General features: G+C 62.3%; 16 protein-coding genes. 14 read left to right on the top strand and 2 right to left on the bottom strand.

The genetic code is table 11. From position 1 onward, the window contains the following. From VGD45_RS31925 to VGD45_RS31905, 5 genes are read left to right on the top strand one after another with little or no spacing between them, the layout of a single operon-like run. Nucleotides 1-891, top strand: coding sequence for an amidohydrolase family protein (locus tag VGD45_RS31925; RefSeq protein ID WP_331159466.1), 891 nt, complete (start codon nucleotides 1-3; stop codon nucleotides 889-891). Between the two features lies 1 nt (nucleotide 892). Further along, nucleotides 893-1,285: a protocatechuate 4,5-dioxygenase subunit alpha gene (gene ligA / locus VGD45_RS31920; protein WP_331159465.1), complete on the top strand. Its 393-nt coding sequence runs from the start codon at nucleotides 893-895 to the stop codon at nucleotides 1,283-1,285. After that, nucleotides 1,285-2,130 carry a class III extradiol dioxygenase subunit beta gene (locus VGD45_RS31915; RefSeq protein WP_331159464.1) on the top strand — a complete coding sequence of 282 codons (846 nt, stop codon included), beginning with the start codon at nucleotides 1,285-1,287 and terminating at the stop codon, nucleotides 2,128-2,130. Before ligA ends, VGD45_RS31915 begins: the two co-directional genes overlap by 1 nt. Continuing rightward, on the top strand, nucleotides 2,127-3,086 hold the full coding sequence (locus VGD45_RS31910; RefSeq protein ID WP_331159463.1) for a Gfo/Idh/MocA family oxidoreductase: 960 nt from the start codon (nucleotides 2,127-2,129) through the stop codon (nucleotides 3,084-3,086). Before VGD45_RS31915 ends, VGD45_RS31910 begins: the two co-directional genes overlap by 4 nt. Nucleotides 3,087-3,139: 53 nt before the next feature. Then, the gene (locus VGD45_RS31905) at nucleotides 3,140-4,138 is read left to right on the top strand and encodes an aldo/keto reductase (RefSeq protein ID WP_331159462.1); all 999 of its coding nucleotides are present in this window, start codon (nucleotides 3,140-3,142) and stop codon (nucleotides 4,136-4,138) included. Between the two features lie 16 nt (nucleotides 4,139-4,154). Here VGD45_RS31905 and VGD45_RS31900 read toward each other — a convergent pair whose 3' ends face one another. Then, on the bottom strand, nucleotides 4,155-5,045 hold the full coding sequence (locus VGD45_RS31900) for a helix-turn-helix domain-containing protein (RefSeq protein WP_331159461.1): 891 nt from the start codon (nucleotides 5,043-5,045) through the stop codon (nucleotides 4,155-4,157). A 146-nt stretch (nucleotides 5,046-5,191) separates the two neighbouring features. Between VGD45_RS31900 and pobA the strand changes: the two genes are divergently transcribed. Then, entirely contained in the window at nucleotides 5,192-6,361 is a 1,170-nt protein-coding gene (pobA, locus tag VGD45_RS31895; protein WP_331159460.1) for a 4-hydroxybenzoate 3-monooxygenase, read from the top strand. On the opposite strand, the gene VGD45_RS31890 is transcribed toward pobA, so the two are convergent. Further along, nucleotides 6,362-7,300 (bottom strand): LysR family transcriptional regulator, encoded by a 939-nt coding sequence (locus VGD45_RS31890; RefSeq protein ID WP_331159459.1) that lies wholly within the window; start codon nucleotides 7,298-7,300, stop codon nucleotides 6,362-6,364. It abuts the gene before it with no gap. Nucleotides 7,301-7,389: 89 nt separating this feature from the next. On the opposite strand from VGD45_RS31890, the gene VGD45_RS31885 reads away from it, so the two are divergent. The 8 genes from VGD45_RS31885 (at nucleotide 7,390) to VGD45_RS31850 (ending at nucleotide 19,309) form a co-directional block, all read left to right on the top strand. Next, nucleotides 7,390-9,519 (top strand): 3-hydroxyacyl-CoA dehydrogenase NAD-binding domain-containing protein, encoded by a 2,130-nt coding sequence (locus tag VGD45_RS31885; protein ID WP_331159458.1) that lies wholly within the window; start codon nucleotides 7,390-7,392, stop codon nucleotides 9,517-9,519. Beyond that, nucleotides 9,516-10,400: an amidohydrolase family protein gene (locus VGD45_RS31880; RefSeq protein WP_331159457.1), complete on the top strand. Its 885-nt coding sequence runs from the start codon at nucleotides 9,516-9,518 to the stop codon at nucleotides 10,398-10,400. The genes VGD45_RS31885 and VGD45_RS31880 overlap by 4 nt, the downstream gene beginning before the upstream one ends. A gap of 10 nt (nucleotides 10,401-10,410) precedes the next feature. Further along, on the top strand, nucleotides 10,411-12,255 hold the full coding sequence (locus VGD45_RS31875; RefSeq protein WP_331159456.1) for a feruloyl-CoA synthase: 1,845 nt from the start codon (nucleotides 10,411-10,413) through the stop codon (nucleotides 12,253-12,255). 20 nt (nucleotides 12,256-12,275) lie between these two features. Beyond that, a complete protein-coding gene (locus VGD45_RS31870) occupies nucleotides 12,276-13,562 on the top strand; it encodes an MFS transporter (RefSeq protein ID WP_331159455.1) in 1,287 nt (428 codons plus the stop codon). Continuing rightward, on the top strand, nucleotides 13,555-14,469 hold the full coding sequence (locus tag VGD45_RS31865) for a LysR substrate-binding domain-containing protein (RefSeq protein ID WP_331159454.1): 915 nt from the start codon (nucleotides 13,555-13,557) through the stop codon (nucleotides 14,467-14,469). Before VGD45_RS31870 ends, VGD45_RS31865 begins: the two co-directional genes overlap by 8 nt. Before the next feature lie 181 nt (nucleotides 14,470-14,650). Beyond that, the gene (locus VGD45_RS31860) at nucleotides 14,651-16,861 is read left to right on the top strand and encodes a TonB-dependent receptor (RefSeq protein ID WP_331159453.1); all 2,211 of its coding nucleotides are present in this window, start codon (nucleotides 14,651-14,653) and stop codon (nucleotides 16,859-16,861) included. Beyond that, nucleotides 16,851-18,515: a hypothetical protein gene (locus VGD45_RS31855; RefSeq protein ID WP_331159452.1), complete on the top strand. Its 1,665-nt coding sequence runs from the start codon at nucleotides 16,851-16,853 to the stop codon at nucleotides 18,513-18,515. The genes VGD45_RS31860 and VGD45_RS31855 overlap by 11 nt, the downstream gene beginning before the upstream one ends. Continuing rightward, nucleotides 18,512-19,309: a hypothetical protein gene (locus tag VGD45_RS31850; RefSeq protein WP_331159451.1), complete on the top strand. Its 798-nt coding sequence runs from the start codon at nucleotides 18,512-18,514 to the stop codon at nucleotides 19,307-19,309. Before VGD45_RS31855 ends, VGD45_RS31850 begins: the two co-directional genes overlap by 4 nt. Nucleotides 19,310-19,485 lie beyond the last annotated feature (176 nt).

Here is a 19,485-nt window from a genome sequence, read left to right as displayed (position 1 = left end):
ATGGCAGCGTTTCAGATGGATCGCGATTGGCTGGTGTTTCACCCATCGCCTAGCAAGCCCACGTTCCGGCCGCCGCCGGGGGCGGTGGATGCGCATTGCCACGTGTTCGGCCCGGGCGATGTGTTTCCGTACGCGCCAGAGCGCAAGTACACGCCGTGCGATGCGCCCAAGGAGAAGTTGTGGGAGCTGCGGGACTATCTCGGCTTCGAGCGCAACGTGATCGTGCAGGCGACCTGCCATGGCGCGGACAATCGAGCGCTCGTGGATGCGCTCGAGGCATCGAATGGTCGTGCTCGTGGTGTCGCGACCGTGAAGCAGGACGTTTCTGATGCAGAGCTGAAGGCGCTCGACGCCGCAGGCGTGCGCGGCGTTCGCTTCAACTTCGTCAAGCGTCTGGTCGATACGACGCCGCGCGACGTGCTGTACTCGATCGCCGAGCGCATCAGGCCGCTGGGCTGGCACATCGTCATCTACTTCGAGGCGCAGGAGCTCCCGGAGCTGTACGATTTCTTCACCTCGCTGCCGACGACCGTCGTGGTGGATCACATGGGCCGGCCGGATGTCACCAAGCCGGTCGACGGTCCCGAGTTCGAGCTGTTCATTCGCTTGCTGCGCGAGAACCGCAATTTCTGGTCCAAGGTGAGCTGTCCGGAACGGCTGTCGAAGACCGGGCCGGATGCTTATGAGGACGTGGTGCCGTTCGCGCGCCGCGTGGTCGAAATATTCCCGGACCGCGTGCTGTGGGGCACCGACTGGCCGCATCCGAACATGAAGTCGCACATGCCGGACGACGGCAAGCTGGTCGACTTCATTCCGAAGATCGCGCCCACCGCCGAATTGCAGCGTAAGCTGCTGGTCGACAACCCGATGGCTCTGTACTGGAGTCGCTGATATGGCGCTCGATAAACCGTACCAAGGCATTCCCGGCACGACCATTTTCGACGCCGAGCAGGCGCGCAAGGGTTACCACCTGAATCAGTTCTGCATGTCGCTGATGAAGGCGGAGAACCGCGCACGCTTCAAGGCAAATGAGCGCGCGTATCTGGATGAGTGGCCGATGAGCGAGGAGCAGAAGCTGGCTGTTCTCGCCCGCGATCTGAATCGCTGCATCGAGCTCGGCGGCAATATTTATTTCCTCGCCAAGATCGGCGCGACCGACGGCAAGAGCTTCCAATTCATGGCGGCCAGCATGACCGGCATGACCCAAGAGGAATACGCCAGGATGATGTTACAAGGCGGTCGCACGCCCGGCAGCCCGGTGCGCGACCCGGGGGAGAATCGCTGATGGCCACCATTACCGCCAGTGTCTACACCTCGCACGTTCCAGCCATCGGCGCGGCGCTGGATCTGGGCAAGACCGGCGAGGACTATTGGAAGCCGCTGTTCGCGGGCTACGAGCCGTCGAAGGCCTGGCTCGAGGACAACAAGCCCGATGTGATCTTTCTGATCTACAACGATCACGCGACGGCGTTCAGTCTGGATTTCATTCCGACCTTTGCGATTGGCTGCGCGGCGGAGTATCGGCCGGCGGACGAGGGGTGGGGGCCACGGCCCGTGCCTGTCGTAAAAGGTCATCCGGAGCTGGCGGCGCATATCGCGCAGTCGGTGATTCAAGATGATTTCGATCTCACCATCGTCAATCGGATGGATGTGGATCACGGGCTGACCGTGCCGCTGTCGTTGATGTGTGGCCAGGTGTCCGAGTGGCCCTGCCCGGTGATTCCATTTGCGGTCAACGTCGTGCAGTACCCCGTGCCCTCGGGACGGCGCTGTTTCAATCTGGGTCGCGCCATTCGCAAGGCGGTGTCGCTTTACGATGAGCCGTTGAAGGTGCAGATCTGGGGCACCGGCGGCATGAGCCATCAACTGCAGGGGCCGCGTGCGGGCCTGATCAATCGAGAATGGGATAACAAGTTTCTGGATCGGCTGATTGCCGAGCCTGAGAAGCTCGCCGATGTGCCGCACATCGAATATGTGAAGGAGGCGGGATCGGAAGGCATCGAGCTCGTGATGTGGCTGATCGCGCGCGGCGCGATGAGCGACAAGGCGCCGCGCGTCGCGCACCGTTTCTACCATGTGCCGGCGAGCAACACGGCCGTCGGTCACTTGATCCTGGAGAATTCTCAATGAGCACTATCAGAGTCGCGCTCGCCGGCGCCGGCGCCTTCGGCGTCAAGCATCTCGAAGGCATCAAGAACATTCCGGGTGTGCAGGTGACTTCGCTGGTCGGGCGCGAGCTGGACAAGACCCAGGAGGTGGCGAAGAAGTTTTCGGTGGGTCACGTGACGACCGAGCTTGCTGAGAGCCTGTCGCGGTCGGATGTCGATGCCGTCATCCTGTGCACGCCGACGCAGATGCATGCGTCGCAGGCGCTGGCTTGCATGAAGGCGGGAAAGCATGTGCAGGTCGAGATTCCGCTGGCGGATAGCTGGGAGGACGCGCAGGCGGTCGCGAATCTGCAGAAGCAGACGGGGCTGGTGTGCATGGTCGGCCACACGCGTCGCTTCAATCCATCGCATCAGTGGTTGAACAAGCGGCTGCGGGGCGGGGAGCTGAAGATTCAGCAGATGGACGTGCAGACGTATTTTTTCCGGCGCACGAACACCAATGCACTGGGTCAGCCGAGGTCGTGGACGGACCACCTGCTGTGGCATCACGCGGCGCATACGGTCGATCTGTTCCGTTATCAGACGGGCGAGGAGATCGTCATCGCTCACGCTGTCCAGGGGCCGAAGCATCCTCAGCTCGGGATCGCCATGGACATGTCGATTCAGATGAAGACCACCTCCGGCGCGATCTGCACGCTGTCCTTGTCGTTCAACAACGATGGTCCGCTGGGCACGTTCTTCCGATACATCTGCGATAACGGGACCTACATCGCGCGGTACGACGATCTCGTGAATGGCCGCGAGGAGAAGATCGACGTATCCAAAGTCGATGTCTCGATGAATGGCATCGAACTTCAGGACCGCGAGTTCTTCTCGGCGATTCGCGACAAGCGCGAGCCGAATTCGAGCGTGCATCAGGTGCTGCCGTGTTATCGGACGCTGCACGAGTTGGAGAAACATTTGATGGCTCAAGGATAGGCCGCTGCGCTTTGACGACAGTCGCCGACGGCGTGGTGGAATTTATTGAGCCTATGAATCAGCGAAAACTCTCCGGTCGCGCGGTGGCTGAGATTGGCCTCGGTTGCATGAATCTGAGTCACGCTTACGGCGTGCCGCCGGAGCCGGCGGTGGGCAAGGCGTTGTTGCATGCGGCGCTGGATCTTGGTGTCGAGCATTTCGATACGGCCGCGTTGTATGGCTTCGGTCGCAACGAAGAGCTGGTCGGCGAGGCGCTCCAGCCGTTTCGTCAGCGCATCTTCCTCGCCAGCAAGTGCGGCATGACGGGTGTCGATGGCAAGCGCGTCATCGACGGGCGGCCCGAGACGCTGAAGCAGACTTGCAAGGAATCGCTGCGCCGGCTGCGAACCGATGTCATCGATCTGTATTACCTGCATCGGTGGGACAAGCGAGTGCCGGTCGAGGAGAGCGTTGGCGCGTTGGCGGATCTGGTGCGGGAAGGTCACATTCGATCCATCGGCTTGTCGGAAGTTTCGGCGCAGACGCTGCGCAAGGCGCATGCCGTTCATCCGGTCGCGGCCGTGCAGAGCGAATATTCGCTGTGGACGCGTAACCCTGAGATCAATCTGATGACTGCATGCCGCGAGCTGGGCATCGCGCTCGTCGCCTTCTCGCCGCTCGCGAGAGGTTTCCTTGCCGGCAGCGTTACGGACCCGCGCGATTTCGTGGAGAAGGACATCCGACGCGCCATGCCGCGCTTTCAGTCGCCGCACTTTGGCCGCAACCGGAAGCTGCTCGACCAGTTCAATCGCGTCGCCTGGGAAGCAGGCTGCACGCCCGCGCAGCTGGCGCTCGCGTGGCTGCTCAGCAAGGGGCCGTTTGTTTTGCCCATCGTTGGCACCACGTCGCTCGATCATTTGAGAGAGAACCTGGCGGCTTCGACGGTTCGCGTTTCCGCGGAAACGTTGAACACCCTCGAACGATTGATCAACGCCGACACCGTCAGTGGCCCGCGTTATCCACCAGAAACATTAGCCGAGATCGACACCGAGGAAACCCCGCGCGCCGGTTGAGCGAGCCCGCACGCCTCTAGGCTTGGGCGGCGGCGCGTTGCTGCTTCGTCCGATATGCCATCGGAGACAATCCGGTGCGCTGTGCAAAGAAGCGCGAGAAATAAGCCGGGTCAGGGAAGCCGCATGCCTCGGCGATCATCCCCACACTCATCCCCGTATAAAGCAACGTCCGCTTCGCTTCGAGCAAGCGACGAGCGTTGAGCAAGGCGAGGGGCGAGCTGGCGGTGCTGCGAACGCAAGCCTGGCGTAACCGTTCGGAGCTGACGCAAAGGCGGCGCGCGTAATCGGACACTTTGAGCGACGAACGAAAGTGCTCTTCGATGAGCGCCCGATACTTCGAAGCAAGCACGGAGTCTGCACCCGTATTGCGTTCTGTCGACGGCAGCAGTTGCAACTTCCGACGCAGAGTCGCCACCAGAATGCTGATCAGAAGCGCCTCGGCCGCCGTGCGCCGTCCTGGCAGATTGCTCCTGAACTCCACCATCAGCGATTCGAACTGAGAAGCCAGGGCTGCGCTCGCATCCGCGGGCAGCGACATCGCATTCGCATCCGACAGCGCCGGCCGCAGCTCGGGATTCTCATGAGCGATGCGCTCGATCAGCGCCCCCGACGCAGTGAGGATCCAGCCATCCGTCCCCGGCTTGAAGTCGAAACCGTGCACACACGCCAGCGGCACTGAAATCAACGACGCGTAACCGAACGGATTCGATTCGCCCTCGGCGTAAAACACACCGCCACCCCTCACCACCAGCAGCAGGTGATGCAGGTCCTGATGGGCGTGCGGCCGAATCGTCCAATCGTGCAGCCGGCTGCGCTCGGCGATGGACTCGATGTGCAGAAACCGCTCATCGACGTCGTGAGTCGCCTCGCCATACAGGAAATATTGTGGAATCCCGCGTCGCGCCACCCGGCACTCTCCACCCTTGCTCGACGAGCATCCTACCTCGCGTCAGCCGCGGCAGGTTGGGAAATATCCAATAAGTTGTGTTTTTTCTCCATCGTCACCGATCGCCCCGGCGCGGCATCTTGTGCGCGTCTTCAGGGGGACGGGCGTTGCGAGCACAAGTTGCGATCATTGGCGCGGGACCGGCGGGACTGTTGCTGGGTCAGTTGTTGTACAAGGCCGGCATCGATGCGGTGATTCTGGAACAGCGGACGCCGGACTATGTCCTGGGTCGCATCCGCGCGGGTGTGCTGGAGCAGGGCACCGTCGACATTCTGGATCTTGCGGGCGTGAGCGAGCGCCTGCATGCGCACGCGCTGATACATGAAGGCGTCGAGATCGGCGCCGGGGGTCAGCGCCATCGCATCGCCTTGAAGGAACTCGTCGGCAAAGTTGTTACGGTATACGGCCAGACGGAAGTCACACGCGACTTGATGGACGCCCGCGCCGCCTGCGGGGCGCCCTCGATTTACGAAGCAGAGTCCGTCGAGCTCCACGACATCACGAGCGCGCACCCGTCGGTCACCTTCGTTCACAAGGGCGTCAAACAACGCCTGGAATGCGATTTCATCGCCGGCTGCGACGGCTATTACGGCGTCAGCCGCCGTTCGATTCCGCCCGAAGCATTGTCCCTGTTCGAGCGAACGTATCCGTTCGGCTGGCTGGGCGTGCTGGCCGACGTGCCGCCCGCCTGGGACGAACTGATCTACGCCGACTCAGAGCGAGGCTTCGCACTAGCCAGCATGCGCTCGGAGACTCGCGTGCGCTGTTACGTGCAGTGCTCATTGGATGACAAGGTCGAAGAGTGGAGCGACGATCGCTTCTGGGCCGAATTCAAGCGCCGCGTCGGCGAAGACGTAGCCGCACGCATGACCATCGGACCTTCGTTGGAAAAGAGCATTGCGCCGTTGCGCAGCTTCGTGGCCGAGCCGATGCGTTACGGCCAACTGTTCCTTGCCGGCGATGCCGCGCACATCGTGCCGCCAACCGGGGCGAAGGGCCTCAATCTCGCTGCGAGCGACGTGTTTTATCTGCACGAGGCTTTGACCGGTTATTACAAAGGCGATTCGCGCGTCGCCCTGGATCACTACTCAGGAAGGGCGTTGCGCCGTGTGTGGCAGGCAGTGCGGTTCTCCTGGTGGATGACGTCGCTGCTGCACCGGTTCCCCGGCGAAGATCCGTTTACCAGCCGCATCCGGGTCGCCGAGTTGGAATACTTGTTCTCATCCGAAGCGGCTCAGCGAAAGCTGGCGGAGAACTACGTCGGCCTGCCGCTGTAATCAGCGCCGCGCCCGCACGCGCGGCCGCGTTTCTTTATCCATGAATAGCTCCGCCACGACCGAGCGCAGCCAACGATTCGCCGCGTCGTGCTGAAAACGTGCGTGCCAATGCTGTTTGATGATGCGCGGCTTGGCTTTGAACGGCGGCTTCACCAGCTTGATATCCGCGAGCTTCGCCAGGCTCGCGCCGATCGCGTAGGGCACGGTGAAGATCAAGTTGGATTGACTGAGGATGGTCGGCACGGCGAGGAAGTGCTCGATGCGAACCGACACCTTCCGCTGCAGCCCTTGCGCCTCCAGTTCCGCTTCCAGCGAATCGTTCATGTGCCCGGCCGGATGCACCACGGCGTGCAGGCCGTCGAGAAATTGACGACGCGTCATCTCGTCTTTGATGGTCGGATGGTCGGCTCGCACGATGCAAACGAACGAATGCGAAAACAGCCGCTGCTGAAACAGCATCGCGCTGTCCAGATCCGGAAAATGCCCCAGCGCGATGTCCACTTCACCCGAGCGCAACGCCGGTTCGATCAACGGCGCGGGCAGGTTGACGGTGCGCAATTGCACCCCCGGCGCGATCTCGTTCAAGCGCGCCAGGATGCGCGGGAGGAATACCAACTCGCCGATGTCCTGCATGTTGAAAGTCACCGAGCGCTGCTCGGTGGCGGGGTTGAAGGTCGGCTGCTGCAGCAGGTCGGAGCGGATCCGGTCGAGGATGGCCTCGAGCGGCGCGCTCAGGCTCTCGGCATAAGGTGTCGGGTGAATCCCTCGGGAGGTGCGCACGAACAGCGGCTCCCCAAACATTTTCCTCAGGCGGTTCAAGGCGAAGCTGGTCGCCGGCTGGCTCATGTTGAGGGCCCGTGCGGCGCCGCTGACGCTGCGATTGCGGAGCAGGGCGTCGAACACGACGAGCAGGTTCAGGTCGGCATCTGCGATATCCATGGTGCTTATATCTTATATACCTGTCCCTGGTCTTTCCAAATGAGCGCGAGGCGGGCGAAATTGAGCCTCATAGCCGAATCAGGGGGTTCATGATGTCATCGTCCAACGTCGTGCGCGTGGAACGCGACGGCGAGCTCGCGCTAGTCATCGTCCACAATCCGCCGGTCAACACCATCAACGCGGAAGTCAGGGCGGGCCTGCAACAGGCCCTCACTCAGATCCAGGCAAGCAAAGACGTGCGCGGCGTTGTGCTGCTGTGTGAGGGCAGCACGTTCTTTTCCGGCGCCGACATCGGCGAATTCAGCGGCCCGCCCAAGGAAGAGGAATATCGCCTCCTGTTCAACGGGTACGAAGCGTTGAGCGTCCCGGTCGTCGCGGCCATGCATGGCACCGTGATGGGTGGTGGCCTGGAGATCGCGCTTGCGTGCCACTATCGAGTCGCCGCTGCCGGCACGCGCTTCGGCATGCCCGAGGTCACGCTCGGAATCATTCCCGGCGCGGGTGGTACGCAGCGCATGCCTCGCCTGATCGGTGCTGAGCAGGCGCTCGAACTGATCGTGACCGCACGTCCAGTGGATGCGTCCAAGGGCCGCGAGCTGGGCTTCATCGATGAAATCATCGAAGGCGATCTCCGTGCGGGCGCCATCACTCATCTCCGCGCCTTGATCAAGGCGGGCAAGGGCCCGCGCCGCACGGGTGAAATGACCGTTCCGGCCGCCAGTGCGACGGCCGAGATCTTCGAGCGTCAACGTCAGCAGGCGCGCAAGCTCTATCCGAATCGCAACGCTGCGCAGGTTGCAGTGGAAGTCGTGCAGGCCGCCACGACGATGCCGTTCCAGCAAGGGCTCGAGTACGAGACCAAGCGCGTCAACGAGTGCAAGCAGAGCGTCGAGTCCAAGGGCGCCGTGCATGTGTTCTTCGCCGAACGCGAAACGCGCCGCATTCCAGGCCTGGCTGACAGCATCAAAGCGCGGCCAATCAAATCGGCGGGCGTCATTGGCGCCGGCACCATGGGCGGCGGCATCGCTATCTGCTTCGCCAATGCGGGCATCAAAGTGACTTTGCTCGACGCGAACGAGCAGGGGCTCGCGAAGGGCATGGCGAACGTGGATCGCACCTATCAGTCGATGGTAGATCGCGGTCGCCTGAGCGCAGACGATAAAGCCAAGCGCATGGCGCTGATCAGCTCCTCGCTGTCCTACGACGCCTTGCGTGATGCCGATGTGATCATCGAGGCCGTGTTCGAGAGCATGGACCTGAAGCGCAAGATCTTTGCCGAGCTCGATCGGGTCGCGAAGCCCGGTGCGGTGCTTGCGACCAACACGTCGACGCTCGATATCGAGCAGATCGCCGACGCCACCAAGCGTCCGCAAGATGTGATCGGCATGCACTTCTTCTCGCCGGCCAACGTCATGCCGCTACTCGAAGTCGTGCGCACGACCCGCACGTCGGATGAGACCATCCGCACGGTGATGGATCTGGCCAAGCCGCTGCGCAAGACGCCAGTGCTCGCGAAAGTCTGCTATGGCTTCATCGGCAATCGCATGATGGAAGGTTACGCCCGCGAAGCCGAGCGCATGGTGCTCGAAGGCGCCACGCCGCGTCAGGTCGACACGGCGCTGGAAGAGTGGGGCATGGCGATGGGCATTCTCGCCGTGTTCGACATGGCGGGCATCGATGTCGGTGTGAACGTGCACAAGGCGAATGCCTCACAGTTCCCGCTGGACCCGGCGTACTACCAGGCAGACTTCGCATTACATGATGCAGGCCGCCTCGGTCAGAAGAATGGCAAAGGCTATTATCGCTACGAGCCGGGCAATCGCGCGCGCTTCGACGATCCGGAGGCGATTGCGATCCTGCAGGAGCGCGCCAAACAGTTGAAGGTGCCGCAGCGTCAGCACAGCAAAGATGAAATTCTCGAGCGCTGCCTGTATCCGCTGCTGAACGAAGGCCTGCGCATCCTCGGCGAAGGCGTGGCGTTGCGCGCCTCCGATATCGATGTGGTCTGGGCTGCGGGCTACGGCTTCCCTCGTTATCGCGGCGGCCCGACGTTCTATGCCGAGACCATCGGCCTGGACGTGCTGCTCGCCGGCATGCGCAAGTATCGTGACATTTTCGGTCCCATGCACTGGCAGCCCGCGCCGCTGCTGGTGGAATTAGTCGAGCGCGGGCTTACCATCTCCCAATGGGAAGCTCAGCAGCGAGGATCCGCGCGATGAAGATCGACGAGCTGATTGCAATTGACGTCCACACCCACGCCGAGGTGTCGTGCCGGCAGGAGCCGGACGAGGCGTGGAAGCCCTTCGAGGAGGCATCGGGCAAGTACTTCAAGGCCGGCAAGCGGCCCACGATTGCCGAGACCATCGCCTACTATCGGGAGCGCAAGATCGGCCTGGTGATGTTCACCGTCGATTCCGAATTTCAGATCGGCGCCAGGCGCATTCCCAATCAGGAAGTGGCCGATGCGGCCCGCGAGAACAGCGACATCATGCTGGCGTTCGCCAGCATCGATCCGCACAAGGGCAAGATGGGCGTGCGCGAAGCGCGCGCGCTGATCAAGGATGGCGTGATTCGCGGCTTCAAGTTTCATCCGACGTGTCAGGGCTTCTTCCCCAACGACCGCATGGCGTATCAGCTGTACGAGGTCATCGCCGAGCACAAGCTGCCGGCGATTTTCCATAGCGGCCATTCCGGCATCGGCACGGGCATGCCGGGCGGCGGCGGACTGAAATTGAAATATTCCAATCCCATTCACGTGGATGACGTCGCAGCGGACTTTCCGGACATGACCGTCATCATCGCGCACCCGTCCTGGCCGTGGCAGGACGAGGCGTTGTCGGTGTGCCTGCACAAACCCAATGTGTATATCGACTTGTCGGGCTGGTCGCCCAAATATTTCCCGCCGCAGCTGATCCAGTACGCCAACTCGCAGCTCAAGACCAAGATGCTGTTCGGCTCGGATTATCCGCTGATCAGCCCGGACCGCTGGATCAAGGATTTCAAGGAAGCGGGCTTCAAGCCCGAGGTGCACGATCTGATCCTGAAGCAGAACGCCATCAAGGCCCTCGGCTTGGATAAAGCGGGTCTGTCGCAGGGGTGACCGAGTGGCCATGCACGCCGAACAGTTGCCCGGACCGTTATCGTGGACGCCGGATCCGTTCCGCACGGAGGTGGAGCGCCGATCCGACGGCACGATGTATCTGCGTCCGGCCGAGGCGCTGTCGGCGTTTCCCGAGAGGCTGATGGATTCGCTCGAGCACTGGGCGAAGCTCGCGCCGGATCGTGTGCTCGTTGCGAGAAGGCTTGGCGGTGGCGAATGGCAGACCGTGACCTACCGTCAGATGCTGACTCGTGTACGGCGAATCGCGGCGGGCTTGCTCTTGCGCGATTTGTCTGCTGAGCGACCGATTGCGATTCTCTCCGGCAATAGCATCGAGCATTTGACGCTGGCGTTCGCGGCGATGTGGGCGGGCATACCTTATTGCCCCGTTTCGCCGTCGTATTCGCAAGTGTCCAGCGACCTGTCGAAACTGAAGTACGTGCTGGAGCTGCTGACGCCAGGTCTGATCGTTGCGTTCGACACGCCGATGTTTCAACGGGCGCTGCAAGGCGTGCCGGCATCCACTGAAGTGGTTGGCGATGCGGACGTTGCCGGCCGGAAAGTGACGACGCTCGCGGCATTGGAAGCAGAGCCGACCGCTACGCTCGATGCCGGCCACGCACGCACCAACGTCGATACGATCGCAAAGTTTCTATTGACTTCCGGCTCCACGGGGCAGCCCAAGGCGGTGATCACGACCAATCGCATGTTGTGCAGTAACGCGCACATGTTGCGACAAGCGATGCCGTTCCTGGTCGAGGAGCCGCCCGTGCTGCTCGACTGGCTGCCCTGGAATCATACGTTCGGCGGCAGTCACAATGTGGGTTTGGTCGTCAGCAATGGCGGCTCGCTGTACATCGACGATGGCAAGCCGACCCCCGCCGGAATTCAAGAGACGTTGCGCAATCTGCGTGAGATCGCGCCCACCGTGTATTTCAATGTGCCCAAGGGCTTTGAAATGCTCGCGCATCATCTGAGCAATGACGCGCAGCTGCGCCGCATCTTCTATAGCCGCCTGCGCGCCTATTTCTTCGGTGGGGCGGCGTTGGCTCAACACACATGGGATGCACTCGATGAGGCGGCCCTCAAGGAGCGTGGTGTGCGCATTCCAATGCTCGCCGGGCTGGGCGCCACCGAGACAGGACCGTCTGTGACGTTCACGACACCTTCTGCAGGCCGCGCCGGCGTCATTGGTCTGCCGGCCAAAGGGAACATCGTGAAGCTCGCGCCGGTCGCGGAAAAACTGGAGCTTCGCGTGCAGGGCCCGAATGTCACTCCGGGGTATTGGCGCCAACCCGAGCTGACCGCCGCGGCTTTCGACGAAGAAAAGTTCTATCGCCTGGGCGATGCCGTTCGATTGCTCGACGAGAGCGATCCCACGCGGGGCCTGCAATTCGACGGCCGCATTGGCGAAGATTTCAAGCTATCTAACGGCACGTGGGTCAGCGTTGGACCATTGCGCGCCGAGTTGATCGCTGCGTTGTCGCCGATGGCGCAGGATGTCGTCATCGCTGGTCTCAACGAGGAGCATCTCGCCGTGCTCATCGTCCCTGAGCTTCGGGGATGTGGCCATGTGCTCGGATCGAGTGACACGCCGACCTACGACATGCTCGCTGGCAATCGCGACCTGTTGGCCGTGATCCAGCAACGCCTGGCGGCCCACGCCAAGCAGAATCCGGCCAGCACGCGCTGCGTGCGCCGTGCGATGTTGCTGCCCACGCCGCCATCGCTCGATCAAGGAGAAATCACCGACAAGGGGTCGATCAATCAGCGCGCGGTGTTGAGTCACCGCGCGGCTTGCGTCGCTGCGCTCTACGCAGCCACGCCGCCGCCCCAAGTCGTACAGATCGACTGAGCCGGCCAGAGGGGGGATCGATGAGCCAGGCGGTCGAACAGTCGGCGCGAAGCAAGTTCCAGTGGCGGGTACTGGCGCCCATCGTGCTGCTGATCGTCCTGAGCTCGCTGGACCGCGTGAACATCAGCTTCGCCGCGTTACAGATGAACGCGGACCTCGGCCTGGATCCTCACATCTACGGGCTCGCCGTCGGCATGTTCTTCGTCGGCTACCTGCTGTTTCAATTTCCGAGCACCTGGGTTTTGACGCGCGTTGGCGCACGTCGCTGGATCGCAGGTTGCGTCGGTATCTGGGGCACGGTGGCCGCGGCCATGGCGTTCGTGCGCAGCTCCGAAGAGCTGTTCGTCCTGCGATTCCTGTTGGGTTGCGCGGAGTCGGGCTTTGCGCCCGGCATCGTTTACTACTGCAGCGGCTGGATGCCGAAGCGCTATCGCGCGAACTCCATCGCAGTGACCATGCTTGCGATTCCCGCGTCCGTGATCATCGGTGGACCCTTGTGCGGCTGGCTGATGGGCGTGAGCAATCCGCTCGACATGCCGGGCTGGCGCTGGATGCTGCTGATGGAAGGACTCGTCACGGTCGCCATGGCAGGCGTTGCGTATTTCATCTTCGTCGACAAGCCGGCCGATGCGCGCTGGCTGAGCGACGACGAGAAGAACTGGATCTCGAACGCGCTCGCCGAAGAGCAGAAAGAAGCGAAGGCGCCCGCATCCTCCTCCATCAAGACGGCGCTCCTCGATCCTCGGGCCTGGCTCGCCGCTGGCGTGTGGTGCACGACGCTGATCGGCGCGAATGGCCTGATCTTCTGGTTGCCTCAAGTCATCAAGGAAATGTCGTCCTTGAGTCCGCTCGCCGTGAGCGTACTGTCGGCACTGCCGTGGGTCGGCGTGGCACTCGGCATGGTTCTCAACTCCTGGCACTCGGACAAAACGCAGGAGCGTTATCGACACCTCGGCATCGCGCTGGCGATCGGCATGGTGGCGCTGCTGACGGCGTCGGCGATTCCGCCGAGCCCCTGGTCGTTGCTGATGCTGTTCATCGGTGGCCTGGGTCTGGGCGGCGCGCAGGGCGTGTTCTGGTCCATTCCCACTTCGTTCTTCCATCGAGCGGCCGCGGCGGCCGGCATCACGCTGATCAATCTCGTCGGCAACGTCGGCAGCCTCGCCGGGCCGTACGTGATCGGCGTCATTCGCGCCGAGAGCGGCTCGTTCTCGGCGCCGATCTGGTTCGTCGCTGCAGTCATGGGCGCGGGCACATTGCTGCTCGCGTCGTTGCGGGTCAGTGAGAGGAGGGCGATCCGTGGATAGCAGGCGGCTGAAATATTTCGTGCAGATCGTCGACAGCGGCAGCATCACGCGCGCCGCTGCTGTCACCGGCATCGCGCAGCCGGCTCTGAGCCAGCAGCTCGCGGTGCTCGAGAATGAGCTCAAAGTGAAGTTGCTCGATCGCTCGGTGTCCGGCGTGACGCCGACGCCGGCCGGCAAGATTCTCTACGCGCACGCGCAGACCATCCTGCGTCAGGTCGAAGACATGCGGCACGCGGTCCACCGCGAAATGCAGCCGCTGTCGGGCGCGGTCAACCTGGGCATGTCCCCAACCATGGTGACTCGCTTCGCGCTTCCGTTGATCGAGAAGGTGTGCAGCCAGCATCCGGAGATGCATCTGCAGATCCGCGAAGAAGGCAGCGCCGTGCTGAACGAGCTGCTGATCAACGGCCGCATCGAATTGTCGATCTCGCCGACCCGGCCGGACAACGAGCTCATCGTCGGTGAGGAGTTGCTGAGCGAGCCGTTGATGCTGATGTATCCGGCGAGCTGGAGCATCGCGAACGATGCGCCACTGGAAGATCTGGCGGCCCTGCCTTGGATCGTGCCTCGGCGTCCGCATTCGATTCGAGCCGTGGTGGATGGCGTGTTCGCGGCGGCGAGCCTGTCGCCGTATGTCGTGGTCGAGCTGGACTCGCTACAGAACGTCATCGAAACAGTACGCCGCGGCCTGGGTGTGGCCGCGATGGTCGCCGATGCCGTGAAGGCCGATCTGGACGCGGGCACGGTGAAATGCCGGCCGCTGGGCCAGGTGTCCCCGATGCGCCCCATGTTCCTGGCTCATCGGCGCACACCCGCCCTGTCACGGCCAGCGCAGTTCGTCTATGACGTGTTGCGTGAAATCGCCACCGAGCTGCGCGTGGAAGAGCCGGAAAAAGCCGCGCATTAGCAAATTGTGAGATGGAAGAGACATCGGCGCGGCTTATGGCTTCAGACAAATTCGGTGTTACTCCTGTGCGGTGCGCGCTTCCTACAATCGCCTGGCGGAATGCGCCATGGCCGGCGCTCGCAGCAGCAAAGGTTTGTTATTCGGACAAGGGCGGCCGATAAACCTCGCCCCGGGGGAATCTATGGTTGGTTACAGCAAGGCGGCGCACTCCGTGTTCCGTCATTCGACGTCACCTCGTTCGATCTCATTGGCCGCCGTCGTGGCCACGGTGCTCGGCAACGCGGCGCTGGCGCAGAATGCGGCGCCAAGCCAAGCGGTGCTGGAGGAGATCATGGTCACCGCCGAGCGCCGTGAAGTCAGCTTGCAGGATACGCCTGCATCGGCGACGGTTTTGACCGGGGATGCACTGGCCGAGCAGGGTATCGACAACGTCGCAGAGATTCAGCAGGTCGCACCGAGCGTGGCGATCAATACATACAATCGCTCGACGTTCATCAATATCCGCGGCGTGGGCATCAGTCAGTCGGCCCCGACCTCCAATCCGGGCGTTGCATACTACATCGACGGGGTGTTCATTCCGCACGAGCAGTTCATCGCGCAGTCGTTCTTCGATTTCGAATCCATCGAAGTGCTGCGTGGTCCGCAGGGCACGTTGACGGGCCAGAACTCCACCGGCGGCGCGATCTATGTGCGCACGCCGACGCCGGACTTCGATGAGTTCTCCGGCTACATCGATCAGACCATCGGCGACTACGATTGGTATCGAACCGTTGGCGCGGTGAACGTGCCCATGGGCGAGACGCTGGCACTGCGGGTGGCAGGTGTTTATGACGAGCGCGGCGGCTTCACCGAGAACATCGGACCCAGCGCGAGCGAGCCGGGCAGCGGTACAGATCGCGCCGTGCGCGCAGCACTGCGTTATCAGCCGACGCCAGGCGCGACGTTCGATCTGCGCTATGAGTACTTCGAGCGCGAGACCGACAACAATGCGATCAAGAACCGCGCCGACGCGGTGACGAACGATCCGTTCACCATCGAAGAAGATGCGATTTCGTTCCTGGATCAGGATGGCTTCCGCGCATCGCTCGAAGGCCGCTTCGATCTGCCGGCAGACACGCAGTTGCGCGTGCTCACGTCGTACTTCGATGCCGAGACGTCCGATCAGGCGGATGGGGATCGCACGGCCACCTCGCCGGCGGTGCCGGCGAATCTGCCAACCTCCGGCGCGAATACGACTCTCTATCCGGGCCGCATCGGCTTCACGCATCAGGAGCTCGAAACGTTCGTCACCGAAGTGAACTTCCTGTCACGCGGGGAGAGCGATTTGCAGTGGGTGGTTGGCGGTTTCTACATGGATGAAACGAGCCCCGTCCAGGTGTATCGCGACAATCGAAATACCGACACCTTCCGGCAATCGAATTCGACCATCGACACCGAGCTGACCAACGAATCGATCTCGCTGTTCGGTCAGGTCGACTACCGCTTCAACGATCGCTGGGCCGTGGATGTGGGCTTGCGCCAATCCGAAGACAAACAGGAGTACACGCGCTTCCTGATTCCGGGCGCGCCGCCTCCGGGCTGCTTCCCTTGCACCACCGACGTGGATTCCAGCGAGACGACGGGTCGCGTCGGCTTGAAGTATTTCGCGAGCGACGACGTGATGCTTTACGGCACGGTATCGCGTGGTTACAAGGCAGGCGGCATCAATCTCGATCCGCGCCTGCCCAACTACGATCCCGAAACCAACGAAGTGGCCGAGCTGGGCGCGAAGACGACGCTGGCCGACGGCCGCCTGCGCGTGAACGGCGCCGTGTTCTATTCGGAGTACGACGGCATTCAACTCTCGGCGCTGGTGCCTCTGGGGTCGACGCTCATTCCCAACACGTTGAATGCAGCGCCGGCAGAGATCTACGGCGCCGAGCTGGAGCTCACCGGGCAATTCGGCGGCTTCGGCTTCAATCTGGGCTTGAGCGCGCTGCAGAGCGAGTTCACCGAGGATGCGCTGCTCACCGACTCGCAGACCAACACGAACCGACTGGTGCCCGAAGGCTCGATCGTACCGTTCGCACCGGAGTTCACCGCCAACGCCGGCGTTCAATATGAATTCCTGCTCGGCAATATGACGCTGACGCCGCGCATCCAGGTGTCGTACCTCGATGAGCAGCTGTCGACGCCGTTCCGCTACGTCGCGACCACGGTTCCGTCGCGCACGATAACGGACTTGCGCGTGACGCTCGTGCCGATGGAGAACCTCCGCATCGAAGCGTTTGCCACGAACGTGCTCGACAAGGAGTACATCTCAGCGCAGGTGCAGGATGCGAGCAGCGCGCGGGGAGGTATCATCTACGGCGCACCGAGGCAGTACGGCGTTCGCGCCAAGTATGATTTCTGAGTTCGTTCGAATCGCGATGTCCGTCGGCGCCGGCCTCTTGGCCGGCGCCGTGCTTGCTGCTCAGCCCGTCGATCGAGTCGCCGACAGTAACGTTCCGGGCGCGAGCAAGCGGAGCGTCGCGGGTCATGTGCCCGATCAAAACCGGCAGGCTCAGCAGGCGCCGGTGACGGACTCGCAATCGCCGCCGGCGAATCGATGGTGGTCGCCGGGCGAGGGCACGCCGCTTGCGCCTTTGATTCCTTATCCGAACACGTTCGGCCAGGTCGGCATCTTGAACACGGCCGGCGTCGTCGAGACCCAGGGTCATCCGTTCTTCGAGCCGATCGGCGAGAACGGTCGTGCGTGTGTGAGCTGTCACCAGCCGGCGAATGCAATGTCGCTGTCCGTCGAGATGATCCAGCAGCGCTGGCGCGAGACGCAGGGCAAGGATCCGATTTTCGCGCCGATCGACGGCATGAACTGCCCGGATCTGCCGCCCGAAGATAGGAAGTCACATTCGCTTCTATTGGAGCGAGGGCTGTTTCGAATCTTCTTGCCGTGGCCGCCGAAGGCGGCTGACGGTACCTCCATCGAGCCCGAGTTCACCATCGAAGTGGTGCGCGACCCGACCGGCTGCAATCTGCATCCGAAGTATGGATTGCACAGCGAGAACCCGATGGTGTCGATCTACCGCCGTCCGCGGGTGGTGGCGAACACCAAATACTTCACGCACCAGGGCTTCGGGGTGTTCTCGTTCATCGGCAAGAACGGCCTGCCGGCGACGCGCGATCCGGAGACAGGTCTGCCGTCTGGCATGAACATCTTGTCGGATGCTCGGCAGCCGACGCTCAAGACGCAGGCGGTGGAGGCGGCGATCACGCATCTGCAGTTCAACGGCAAGTTGGATAACGATCGACTAGCGAAGATCGTCAGCTTTGAGAGCCAGCTCTATACAGCGCAGATCATGCACGTCGGAGCGGGCAGCCTTATCGAGCCGGACAGTCCGCCGGGATTGGGCGTGTACAACCTCGTCAAGGGACGCGAGGGGCTGCTCGGTAACAACATCACGAACTTCGTGATTCCCATGAGCGAGGAGTGGAAGAATCCCGCTCCTTCCTCCGATCCGGAAATCGAGCATCGCAATCGAATGCGAGCGTCGATCGCTCGCGGCCACGATGTGTTCATGTTCCGCACGTTCTGGATCAAGGACACCATGCACTTGAACACAGTCGGGCTGGGGAATCCAACCAAGCGCACGTGCTCCACTTGTCACGGCATGCACATGATGGGCATGGACATCGTGAACGGCTGGATGGATCTGGGCACGACCAATCTGCCCTGGGCTCGCGAGGAGCCGCTGAATCCATGGAACGAGCGCAAGCCGCAGATGCCGCTGTTCAAGATCACCTGCAAGCCGGGCGTGCCGCCGCATCCGTTCCTGGGTCGAGTGTTCTATACACAGGATCCGGGCAGAGGTTTGATCTCTGGCAAGTGCAACGACGTCGGCGCGATCGTCATGCAACAGTTCCGTGGGCTCGCGGCTCGCGCGCCGTACTTCTCCAATGGCTCCGCGTCGTCGTTGCGTGAGCTGGTCGATTTTTACGATCGGCGCTTCAACATCGGTTATACCGATCAGGAGCGTGACGACCTGATCAATTTCTTGAGCGCACTATGATCAGGCGTGTCGTTTCGCTCGCGTTGTTCGCTTGTATCGGCGTTGCTTCGGCGGCTGCGCCGCCGGCGAATCATCGGAATTTCGTTGCTTGCCCCATCGTGCGAGATACCAGCACGGTGCCGTGCTGGCTGGCTGAGTATGAAGGTCAGACGTACTTCCTCACGATTCAGACGGACGTGAGTGCGCCGGTGAATCCGCCTTGGCTGGGGCACAAGGTGCTGGTGGAGGGGACCATCAGCAACGAGCCGAATATCTGCGGCGGCATCGTGCTCAAGCCGGTGACACTGTCGGTGATGCACGAGCTCGATGGCTCATGCAACACGATCCTGCCCGCGGAAGAGCGCTACAACTTACCCTTCGAAGCACCCCGCCCGCCCGGGCCCAGCAAAGGCCGCCTTGCTTTCGGTGATCCCGTGATGAAGCCCAAGGCGGAGCAGGCCGCTGGCCCGCGCTCGTTCGAACTGCGCTATGAGTTCGATTCCATGGTGATGTTCCGGCATGCCCAGCCGTTACAGCAGATCTTCGAACACGCGAAGCAGACGGGCGCTACGAATATTTCTATCACTGGCTATCGGGCGGCTACGTTGCTTTCCAATGGTCAGCTGATGCAGGAAGACAAGGAGATCGGGCGTCGGCGGGCGGAGCAGGTGGCGGAGCTTCTTCGGGGCGCCGGGTTGGTTGACGTCAAATACGACGTGCATTGGAAGGATGAGGTGAAGCGGGCGAAGGGCGTTGAAGATGCCTCGCTTCGTCGCGTGCAGGTCGTTGTTAGTGCGGCCAAGAGAACGGAGTAAGAGGGCGGAGTAAGAGGGCGTTGGTGGTTTGCGCAGGCTAGGGGGTGCTACCTCCTCCCGGCACCGCGCACCCGCCTCCGACACGCTATCGCGTGTCGGCCTGCTTGTACGTCCCTGTAGCTGCTGCTCCGACCAACATTGCGCTGCGCAGTCCTGCTCCGCGCAAGCCCAGGGTG

Source organism: Steroidobacter sp. (genome assembly GCF_036402275.1).
In the GTDB taxonomy this organism is placed as follows: domain Bacteria; phylum Pseudomonadota; class Gammaproteobacteria; order Steroidobacterales; family Steroidobacteraceae; genus Steroidobacter.
Note: the sequence above shows the minus strand (reverse complement) of the source record. Positions and strands in the feature narration are given on the sequence as shown.